At 56.8% G+C, this 10,982-nt stretch carries 8 protein-coding genes; 4 read left to right on the top strand and 4 right to left on the bottom strand.

Annotated features, from left to right (window positions below; all coding sequences use genetic code 11):
- The first annotated feature begins 2 nt into the window (after positions 1-2).
- From NMB39_RS00530 to NMB39_RS00515, 4 genes are read left to right on the top strand one after another with little or no spacing between them, the layout of a single operon-like run.
- On the top strand, positions 3-1,946 hold the full coding sequence (locus tag NMB39_RS00530; RefSeq protein ID WP_494339719.1) for a type VI secretion system Vgr family protein: 1,944 nt from the start codon (positions 3-5) through the stop codon (positions 1,944-1,946).
- 15 nt (positions 1,947-1,961) lie between these two features.
- Positions 1,962-2,396 carry a DcrB-related protein gene (locus NMB39_RS00525; RefSeq protein WP_057023306.1) on the top strand — a complete coding sequence of 145 codons (435 nt, stop codon included), beginning with the start codon at positions 1,962-1,964 and terminating at the stop codon, positions 2,394-2,396.
- A gap of 14 nt (positions 2,397-2,410) precedes the next feature.
- Positions 2,411-6,736: an RHS repeat-associated core domain-containing protein gene (locus NMB39_RS00520; RefSeq protein ID WP_494339720.1), complete on the top strand. Its 4,326-nt coding sequence runs from the start codon at positions 2,411-2,413 to the stop codon at positions 6,734-6,736.
- A complete protein-coding gene (locus NMB39_RS00515) occupies positions 6,733-7,320 on the top strand; it encodes a hypothetical protein (RefSeq protein ID WP_172833434.1) in 588 nt (195 codons plus the stop codon). The genes NMB39_RS00520 and NMB39_RS00515 overlap by 4 nt, the downstream gene beginning before the upstream one ends.
- Before the next feature lie 201 nt (positions 7,321-7,521).
- On the opposite strand, the gene NMB39_RS00510 is transcribed toward NMB39_RS00515, so the two are convergent.
- From NMB39_RS00510 to NMB39_RS00495, 4 genes are all read right to left on the bottom strand, one after another.
- Positions 7,522-8,703, bottom strand: coding sequence for a type III secretion effector protein (locus tag NMB39_RS00510; RefSeq protein WP_494339721.1), 1,182 nt, complete (start codon positions 8,701-8,703; stop codon positions 7,522-7,524).
- 279 nt (positions 8,704-8,982) lie between these two features.
- Positions 8,983-9,258 (bottom strand): HU family DNA-binding protein, encoded by a 276-nt coding sequence (locus tag NMB39_RS00505; protein WP_003195589.1) that lies wholly within the window; start codon positions 9,256-9,258, stop codon positions 8,983-8,985.
- Between the two features lie 189 nt (positions 9,259-9,447).
- Positions 9,448-10,596: an NAD(P)/FAD-dependent oxidoreductase gene (locus tag NMB39_RS00500; protein ID WP_057023304.1), complete on the bottom strand. Its 1,149-nt coding sequence runs from the start codon at positions 10,594-10,596 to the stop codon at positions 9,448-9,450.
- A gap of 36 nt (positions 10,597-10,632) precedes the next feature.
- A complete protein-coding gene (locus NMB39_RS00495; protein WP_003213373.1) occupies positions 10,633-10,800 on the bottom strand; it encodes a rubredoxin in 168 nt (55 codons plus the stop codon).
- Between the last annotated feature and the right edge of the window lie 182 nt (positions 10,801-10,982).

Here is a 10,982-nt window from a genome sequence, read left to right as displayed (position 1 = left end):
CGATGCTATTCAACCAAGCCTCACGCCTGGCCAAGATCACCAGCCCCCTCGGGCCGGATGTGCTGTTGCTCAATGAAATGGGCGGCGGTGAAGAGCTGGGCAGGCTGTTCAACTATGAGCTGCAACTGACGTCCCTGGACGCCAACATCGACCTCAACCAGTTGCTCGGCAAGCCCATGAGCGTGGGCTTGCAACTGGCAGACGGCGAGCGGCATTTCCACGGCATCGTTGCCCGTTGCAGCCAGAACATCGACCAGGGCCAGTTCGCCAGTTACCAGGTGACCCTGCGCCCATGGCTGTGGTTGCTCAGCCGCACCTCCGATTGCCGGATTTTCCAGAACCTGAGCATCCCGCAGATCATTAAGCAGGTGTTCCGCGACCTGGGCTTTTCCGATTTCGAAGATGCCCTGAGCCGACCGTATCGCGAGTGGGAATACTGCGTGCAGTACCGCGAGACCAGTTTCGATTTCGTCAGTCGCCTGATGGAACAGGAAGGCATCTACTACTTTTTCCGCCATGAGCAGGACCGCCATGTGCTGGTGCTGGCCGACGCTTACGGCGCCCACACCACCGTGCCAGGCTACGCGTCGATCCCCTACTACCCCAAGGACGAGCAGCAGCGCGAACGCGACCATATGCACAACTGGCATCTGGCGCAGGAGGTGCAGCCCGGGTCGCTGGAGCTCAACGACTACGACTTCCAGCGCCCCAGCGCCAGCATCGACGTGCGCTCGGCCATGCCACGCCCGCACACCGCCGGCGACTACCCGCTGTACGACTACCCGGGCACCTATGTGCAAAGCGCAGATGGCGAACACTACGCACGCACCCGCATCGAAGCGCTGCAAACCCTGCATGAGCAGATCGAGTTCGCCGGCAATGCGCGGGGCCTGGGCTCCGGCCATCTGTTCAGCCTCACCGGCCTCAGCCGCCAGGACCAGAACCGCGAATACCTGATCGTCGGCTGCCGCTACTACATCGTCCAGGAAAGCCTGGAAAGCGGCGGTGGCTCGGGCTCGGCGCAGTTCGAAAGCAGCCTGACCTGCATCGACGCCCAACAGAGTTTCCGCCCGCTGGCCAACACCCACCGCCCCATCGTCAAAGGCCCGCAGACCGCCCTGGTGGTCGGCCCCAAGGGCGAAGAAATCTGGACCGACCAATACGGCCGCGTAAAGGTGCACTTCTACTGGGACCGTCACGACCAGTCCAACGAGAACAGCTCCTGCTGGATTCGCGTATCGCAATCCTGGGCCGGCAAGAACTGGGGTTCGATGCAGATTCCACGGATCGGCCAGGAAGTGATCGTCAGCTTCCTCGAAGGCGACCCCGACCGTCCGATCATCACAGGCCGCGTCTACAACGCCGAGCAGACCGTGCCCTACGATCTGCCGGAAAACGCGACCCAGAGCGGCATGAAAAGCCGCTCGAGCAAAGGCGGCACACCGGCCAACTTCAATGAAATCCGTATGGAGGACAAGAAGGGGCTGGAGCAGTTGTACATCCATGCCGAACGCAACCAGGACATCGTGGTAGAGGTGGATGAAAGCCACTCGGTGGGGCATGACCGCAACAAGAGCATTGGCCACAACGAGACGGTGACCATCGGGAGTAACCGCCTGCGGGTGGTGCGCAACAACGATACCGTGATTGTGGGTGGGGCCAAGTCGGACAGCGCCGCCACCCACTACACCATCGAAGCCGGAGAGTGTCTTCGCCTGGTGTGCGGGGACAGTGTGATCGAGCTCAAGGCAGGCGGGGACATCAACCTGACCTGTGGCTCGTTCAACCTGTTTTCCACCGGCAGCAGCAAGATCCAGACGAAGGGCAAGCTGGATATCAACCTGGGCAGTGACAAGGGCACATCGCCCGGCGCCCAAGGCGTGCAAGACACGATCAAGTCCGCCGTCGAATCAAAATTCCCCGGCAAGCCCGGCGCTGGTCAATAACGAGATTTCTTCACCATGAATTACCTGATCAACGAAGCACAGTTCACCCTGCCTGATGCCGAGGTACAGGACACTTCGATCAATATCCTCAAGTTCGCCAAGCTGGGCACCACCCTGGTGGTAAGCCGCAGCCCGTTGGCGGACGGCGAAAGCCTGCAAAGCAACTTCGAGGGCCAGCTGAAAAAGCTCGAGCAGCAGGTCAAGGATCTGCGCTATTCCCCCGCCCAAGCGGTCAAGGTCGGACCGACGCAGGACATCGACGCCTTTGAAGTACAGAACCGTTTCAACAAAGGCAGCGACAACATTTACCAATATCAGCTGGCAATGCAGATACCCGGCACCCGCCAACTGATTGCGCTGAGCTACGTCAAGACCCATCCCCTGGGCCCTGCCGAGGCAGCTCATTGGGCGACACTCAAAAACACGCTCAATTTTACTGCTACGCCCTGAGTCGAGCCTGAGCGATGAGTGACGATCTTTGGGCTGCCCGCGAAGGCGACGCACTGCTGCACACCTCGGTGATGGCCGATATTCTCGGCGGTGTGCTGGAAGTGGCCGCCTATGCGGCGATCACTACTGTGGGCTGCCTGGCCGTTGCCGGAGCGGTTTTCCTCGCGACCGGTGCGACCATTGCCACAGGCGGTGTGGCATTGGTGTTGGTGGTCGGCGCTGTCGTCGGCATTACCGCAGGCCTCACGGGTGCGGACTTGAAGATATCCAGTTGGTGCGAGTCCGCCGCCAACTGGGTGTTCCCGCCGGTGATCGATGCGTTCATCACCAGCGGCTCGCACAACGTGTTCATCAATGGCAAAAAAGCTGCCCGTGCAGCCGGCAAAATGACCGCCGTGCCGGTCGCGCCCAGCGAGCCGCCAGCGCCAAGCTTTCTGGATATGGCCGGGGAGTTTTTCTCGCAGATGTGGCGCCCGACCGTCGCCTCGCCCGCCCCCGGTACCGAGCCGTGCCCGCTGGACACCGTGGCGTGCAACAAGCACCCGCCCATGCCCCTGCAGTTTATTGCCGAAGGTTCCAGCTCGGTGTTCATCAACGGGCAGCCTGCGGCACGCAGCGGTGATCGCAGTACCTGTGACGCCAAGATTGGCACCGCCCAGGGCTTGATTTCGCCGGATGTGCGCATTGGCGGCGAGACCATTGTGGTACAGGAGATTCGTAGCGGGAAAACGCCGGGGGTGGGGCTGGCGATTGCCGTGGTGATGGCGTTGCGGGGCAATCTGAAATGTTTCTGGACCAAGCTGCCGTGCATGATCGGAGGTGCGTTGGTGGGCGGCGCGATCTCTTACGGGACCGCCAAGGTCACCTCGGCACTCAAGAGCGCCATGAATGGTTCGCCCAATCCGGTGCACAGCGCAACGGGGGCCAAGGTACTGGGCGGGGAAGAGGAGCTGGATTTCATCCTGCCAGGCCTGCTCAACATCGTATGGCAGCGTTTTTACAGTAGCCTCGACACACGCCAGGGCAGCCTTTTCGGTGCGGGTTGGAGTGTCGGCTATGAGGTAGCCGTAGAGATTGATGCCGATGAAAACCTGACCTATATCGATGAGCAAGGGCGCCGCCTGGAAATTGGCTATATCCCGTTGTCTGGCGGCGCTTTCAGCCCTGGCGAGGGCTTGGCCGTCAGGCGCAGCGCAGAGGGGGCGGTACTGATCGAGAGTACGGAAGGCTTGTACCGGCTCTTCGAAACCGACCCGTTGAACAGCACGCGGATGCGCTTGCACCTTCTGGGTGATCGTAACGAAGGGCGGATCTTCCTCGACTACAACGCTCAGGGCCGATTGTGCCGGTTACGCGACACCCATGACTTGATGCACGTCGACCTGATCTACTCCGTAGAGCATCCTGGGCGCGTGAGCCATATCGAACGACGTTACCTGCGCCAGGACCATTTCGATGCGCGCAGCGACGTGCTCGTCAGTTATCGCTATGACAGCAACGGCGATCTTGCCGAGGTCTTGGACGCACAAAGTACAACCCAACGACGCTTCGCTTACGACGCCAGTCGGCGCTTGATCGAACACCAATTGCCGAGTGGCCTGCGCTGTTTCTACCAATGGGCTGAAGTGGAGGGGCCAGGCGGCCCGGAATGGCGCGTGAGTCGGCACTGGACAGACGCTGGAGACGAATACACCTTCGAATACGATCTCGATGCCGGCATTACCCGCGTGACCGATGGCCTGATGCGCGTCAGCACCCGGCATTGGAACCCACAGTTCCAAATCACTCGCTACGTGAACAACCTAGGCCATATCTGGCAGTTCGAGTGGAGCGACGACCGCCAACTGCTGGCCGCAATTGACCCGCAAGGCGGCCAGTGGAGCTTCAACTACGACGAGTCAGGTAACTTGAGCGCGGTGATCGACCCGCTGGGCAGGACCAGTGCTACGCGATGGCTGGCACACTGGGCATTGCCCGAGGTAGAAACCGACACTGCGGGCCACAGTTGGCATTACCGCTACGATCAGCGTGGCAACTGCATCGAGGAAGTCGACCCTCTTGGCAACCGTACGCGCTATGTCTACGACGGTTTCGGCCAGCCGGTGCGCATCTTCGATGCGACGGAAAAAGCCAGAACATTGCATTGGAACGAATGGAGCCAACTGGTCGAAGAAGTGGACTGCTCGGGTTATCCCACTCGCTATCAGTACGACGCCTTCGGCAATTTGGTGGTGCAGACCAATGCCGAGGGTGAATCGGTGCGCTATCGGTATAGCCCGCAGGGACTGCTTTTGGAATGCAGGCTTCCGGATGGCCGCGTGGAACAACTTCAACGTAGCACCAGCGGCTATTTGACGGCCTATATCGACCCGGCCGGCAGCACCACGCGCTATGCCTATGACGTACGCGGCCTGGTCAAACAACGCTGGGATGCACACAACCGGACGATCATGTTCGATCACGACGCCTATGGGCGACTGCGCAGACTGACGAATGAAAATGGTGAAAGCTATCGCTTCGAGTGGGATGCAGCAGATCGTCTGGTGCAGCAGCAAGACCTAGACCAAAGCCGGCGCTGCTACACCTACGATCAGTTGGACGACGTTATCGCCGTAGACTACCTGCCGGGAATCGAAGGCGAGCCAGTTGCTCCACTGTCCCACCAGTTTCAGCGGGATCCTCTAGGACGCCTGATCAGCAAAGTTACTTCAGACGGTACCACCGTTTATGAACATGATCTGAACGATCATCTGGTGGGTGTCAGTTTCACCGCTCTGGACGGTCGCCAGCAGGCCCTCGCCTTTAGCTATGACGCGTTGGGTCAGTTGCTTGAAGAGCAAAGCGCGGCAGGGTCTGTGCAGCATCGTTACGACGAACTGGGAAATCTGATCCAAACCGGCTTGCCCGACGGTCGATGGTTGAACAGGCTGTACTACGGTAGCGGCCACCTGCATCAGTTGAACATCGATGGAAAAGTCATCAGCGACTTCGAGCGTGATCGCGTGCATCGCGAAGTGCAGCGTACCCAGGGCCAATTCAAGACGAGTACCGCATATGACCGAAGCGGTAGAGTTCGCTCACGCCAACGCCGCAGTATTGACCAGCCGTGGCAACTGCCCCCGTTAGTCGAGACGGACTACACCTACGATCCCAGTGACAACCTGATCGGGCGACGTCGGATAAGCCGACAATACGACCGTCAAGAGCTACTGGGCTATGACAGTACCGGGCGTATCCTAGTCAGCCATTCGATAGGACGGAGCGAAACATACGCATACGATGCAGCGGCAAACCTGCTGGATGCGCCGCAACAGAGCGGGCTGGTACGGTATAACCGGCTGCTGACTCATCAGGACAAACGTTACAAGTACGACACTCTTGGCCGGATGATTGAAAAACGTAGCGCTGCGCGTGGCTTACAGCGGTTTGCGTATGATGCAGAAAGCCGACTGGTAGAAGTGCGAAATGAAAACGGCAGTGTAGTCAGGATGACCTACGACCCGCTGGGGCGACGCATTGAAAAGAGCGAGCATGGTGCCAATGACTATCCGCTGGGACGCAGCTCTTTTACATGGGACGGCCTGCAGCTCCTGCAAGAGCAACGAAACAATCAATCAAGCGTGTACGTCTACGAAGAAGGCGATTATGAGCCGCTGGCCCGAATCGACGGCTTCGGCGTACTACAAAGTATCCGTTACTACCATAACGATATCATTGGCCTCCCAGAGCAGCTTACCGAAGCCGACGGTCATATCGTCTGGCAAGCCAAATATCGCGTATGGGGCAATACCGTCGAGGAAATAAGTGAGCCTTATTATCTTGAGCAACAGAATCTGAGATTCCAGGGGCAATACCTGGATCGAGAGATTGGACTGCATTACAACATATTTAGATTTTATGACCCCGATGTGGGACGCTTCACAACGACGGACCCTATCGGGCTAGCCGGGGGCTTCAACCTCTACCAGTACGCAGCAAACCCGATAGGTTGGCTTGATCCTTGGGGGCTCTCCGCCTGCGCCCCGACACACCATATCGCTACGAATAAACATGCAAAATGGACACCGAAATACCGTGTTCTTTTTGAGAAAAATGGGTTGGGTAAATTTAAAAACGGAAAATCCCGCAGGGACGTACTCAATGACCCGTTAAACAAAGTGGACGTGCCCGGGCATAAAGGTCCGCACCCAGAGGGAATGCATGCAGAGATTTATAAACGACTGCAAAATGCAAGCCGAAAAGGGCCGGATCAATTCAAGGCCGAGCTCGCAGAGCTTAGGAAGGAGGCACTGGACCCTACCTCCACGCTTAATAAGATTTTGAGGAAAGTAGACTTATGAATTACTTCAAACTTAATCCAAACGTCACCAGTAAAAAGTGGGAAGGTTATGTAAATCTGGGAGGGCTCGTTTATAAAGGAGAGGAAGTAGACGATGTTGAGCTATCTAATAGTAGAATGCCTTGTGCCTTCGAACCTCTGCACTATGAGATTCTCGTAGATGGGAACACAGCCCCGGTCAACACCATCGGGGCTGACTTTTTTGTATTTGACGAAGCTCTCCAAGGATTGGATAACTTGCTGACGGAGCATGTGCAATTTGTGCCCATCAGCCACAAAACACAAAACGTGCGTTATCGTCTTCTTCACGCTTACAAACATGTCGATTGCGTCGATTGGGCGCTGTCTGAATACGAGGCTTGGCCCGAATCACACGTGGTCAAAGAGTGGCAAAACCCAAGAGGTCGTTTCTTTTTCAACCCAACATTAAGCATAGACAAAATCCCAAAAAACACAGAGGTTTTTCGCTTAGAGGGCTGGGGCGGAGCTTTCAACATCGTCATTTGCGAAGCGTATAAAAATAAATTGCTGAGCCTTGACTTCGACCATTCTTTTTTGGAATTTCACCCTATTATGCTTGTGTGACCCAGACCTATTCATTAGGCAGCTTATTTAAATGAAGACCCATAAGATAAATTAAATTAATCCGTCCCTGTCTGTCCGAACATACAGTGGACAAAAAATAAGGCTTTTTCAACGAGATGGATGAGAGGTTTATTCAATAAATAACGGCGGCCTAAGCAACTGCCAATATCGAATAACCTCCCCGCCTATTCGTCCCTTTACTTAAACGCCTGCTTTTTTCTTTGCCTTTTGTTCCTGGATAGTTTTCAGCAAGTCGACTTTTTCATCTATATAAGCTTGGCGCTTTTCAATATTGTCCATACGAGACTGCTCAGTCGGCGCTTCTGATGACTCAGGAGTTACATACGGCTTGTAGAGAATGTCGAACCGCTCGGCGAGCTCTGGCATTTGCTTTTCGATTTCATCCAGCGTCTTCTCAAGATTGCTCAAGCGCCCTTCTGTATCAGTAGGCGCATCATCGCTCGGCTGCACCCCTTTCGCGTCGCTCCCTAAAGCCAGAAAAATAAACAGGTTGGACGTTGCCTCGTTTTTTATTTCAGCGCCTTTAAGCCGAGCATCCATTTTTTGCGCCTCCGTCGCGTTAGGATCCACGGTTCCGATCGTGCCATCTGCATTCACTACTGGCGCTCCAGGCATTTCAGATTGTGCTTCAAGTTTGCTCTGGAAGTAACTGGACGCGAATTGATTTCCCACAGTGAAGGGGCTGGCGACCACGTTGTTTGCCCCGGCGGTTATAAAAGCATTGCGTATACTAGCGGCTACTGACGGAGGCGCTGCCGGTAAACTCTGTGGCTGGTTGGCAATACTTTGCGCGGCACTCACGTTACTGCTCGGACTGTTCGGCGCAACCTTTGGCTTAGGTGCAGGTGCGCTAGTCGACTTAGCTGTGCTCGACGTGTCAGATGCACTAGATTGCTTAGACTGAGTTGTTTGCTTAGACTGAGTCGTTTGCTTAGATTGAGTCGTTTGCTTAGATTGAGTCGTTTGCTTAGATTGAGTCGTTTGCTTAGATTGAGTTGTTTGCTTAGATTGAGTTGTTTGCTTAGATTTACTAGTTTGCTTAAATGTACTAGATTGCTTAGCCGTCTTAGGCTTAAAGGAACCGGCAGCGCGACGAAGACGACTTGTGCCTTGCAGTTGCCCGGCCTCTCCCGGCTCGATCCTACTTACAGCGGCATCATCTTCACGTCTGGCTTTAGCATTGATCTCCTCAGGCGTGGCTGCGGGGTATCTGAATACCTTCTCCTTAGCCGCTTCTGATGCGGGGCTCGAACTGCCTGCGGCTGCTCCAATATTTCCAGGAGCTGCTGAAGCACCTGCTTCCGTCTTTTTTTCCTGGGGTAACAGATTGGAATAGGGATTAATAGGCTGATCAACTTTCATACATACACCTCTAAAAATGAGTTTAGAGAGCGTTCCCTGCTGTCTCGCGCTATAGGTGACAATTGCTTAGATATGGTTCCAAATCGAATGAACAATTTACATAACCCAACCAACTTTCGACTTGATTCAGCCTCTACATTGACTGCTCACAACAATGCAATAGGCAACTACTTTTATTCCGCCGGCACTCTTTTTCGCACCCAACAAAAATGGGCACCCGACTCAATCGGGATGCCCATTCTTTTACCGCCCACCTCCCTTCGAGGCGGCCTCGCTTACTTACGGGTTGACGCTGTCTTTGAGCGACTTGCCCGGCTTGAACGCTACGGTGTTGCTCGCCTTGATTTTCACTGGCTCACCGGTTTGCGGGTTTTTGCCGGTGCGGGCGCCACGGTGGCGTTGCAGGAAAGTGCCGAAGCCCACCAGGGTGACGCTGTCCTTGCGGTGCAGGGCGCCGGTGATTTCTTCGAGAACGGCGTTGAGCACGCGGTTGGCCTGCTCTTTAGTGAGGTCTGCTTTTTCAGCGATGGCGGCTGCGAGATCTGGTTTACGCATATGAAGCCTCTTTGACGGTTTTTTGTTGTTATGTCCGTGCTGCTCTCTGGTGGAGCAGCGCCCAAGGCGCCGCAGGCTCTACTCTGCGGCAGACGGGAGTGAGGATGGCATGCCCTCGGGCGCCGCGCCAGTCTCGCAGCGGCCTTTCTCGGGGTTAGAACGTGCTGATTCCGACAGAACGACCGGTATTTACGCCAGCAACGGTGGAAGTTCTTTGTTCAGGGCCAGTTTTTCCATGACAGCACTGCCGGTCAGCGCGTAACCCAGCAGGCGCCCGCTGGCGTCGCGGCACAGGGCCTTGATATCGCCGCCCTGCCCTTCGACGCTCCATACGCCTTCGGTGCCCCGTGGGGCGGGTGATACTACCAGCGGGCAGATAGGGGTTTTCACCGTGATCGGCATCGGCCCGTAGCTCACGGCCGTGGCATTACCGGCCAGGGTTTGCGCCAGGGCGCGGGCGCAGCTCATGAGCGGCATCACGTACAGCAGGTTCAGGCCATCGACCTCGGCGCAGTCGCCCAGGGCGTAGATATTGGCATGGGAGGTCTTGAGGTGGCGGTCCACCATGATCCCGCGATTGATTTGCAGGCCGGCGGCCGCAGCCAGGTCTACGCGAGGGCGCAGGCCGATGGCGGAGACCACCAGGTCGCACTGGATCACTTCACCGTCCGACAGGTGCGCTTCAAGGCCGTCAGCGGTGCGTTGCAGGCGATTGAGCACCGGGCCCAGGTGGAAACGCGCACCAATGCCCTCCAATCCAGCCTGCACTGCTGCGGCTGCCGCCGGGTGCAGCAGGGTCGGCATGACTTGCTCGCATGGCGCGACCAGGTCGATTTCATAACCACCAACGATCAGGTCGTTGGCGAATTCGCAGCCGATCAGGCCGGCGCCGAGCAGCAGCACGCGACGTTTACCCGCAGCGGCGGCGCGAAAGCGCGCGTAGTCTTCGAGATCATTGATCGGGAAAATCAGTTCAGCCGCGTCGCCTTCGACCGGTACGCGTACGGTTTCTGCACCCCAGGCCAGGATCAGGTCGCGGTAGGCCACCGCTTCCTCGCCGATCCACAGGCGTTTGTGGCCCGGGTCGATGCCGCTGACACGTGTGTGGGTGCGCACTTGGGCCTTGAGCTGCTCGGCCATGGCGCCGGGTTCAGCCATGCTCAGGCCGTCGGCTTCCTTGTTTTTGCCAAAACCGGTGGAGAGCATGGGCTTGGAGTAAGAGCGCCCGTCATCCGCGGTGATCAGCAGCAATGGGGTCTCGCTGTCGAGCTTGCGAAATTCCCGGGCTACGTTGTAACCGGCCAATCCTGTGCCGATGATCACGACAGGTGCGTTCATTCCTTTCTCCTTGTAGTACGTTTCGTAAACTAAAAATCAGCCGATTTCGATCATTTCGAAATCCATTTTGCCCACACCGCAGTCAGGGCATAGCCAGTCTTCCGGAACGTCCTGCCAGAGGGTGCCCGGTGCGATCCCATCATCCGGCCAACCGTCCTTTTCGTCATAGATCAGGCCGCAGACTACACATTGCCACTTCTTCATTACTTACTTCCTCAGGTCCAGGCATCTTGGCCGGCGGTCGATGAATCCAGCATTGCCGCGCGGCTCAGGGCGTTTTGTACTGATCGGAGCCGGCAGATGCAAGCACGATCGGCGCAAACGGCGGGTTGGGCGCGGCAAAAGATCAGGGTGCCATGGTAAGCTCGCCGCCTCTTTTGCTGCCA

This window comes from Pseudomonas sp. FBCC-B545 (assembly GCF_059134095.1).
The sequence above is the reverse complement of the archived record's forward strand: the minus strand, read 5'-3'. Positions and strand labels throughout refer to the sequence as shown.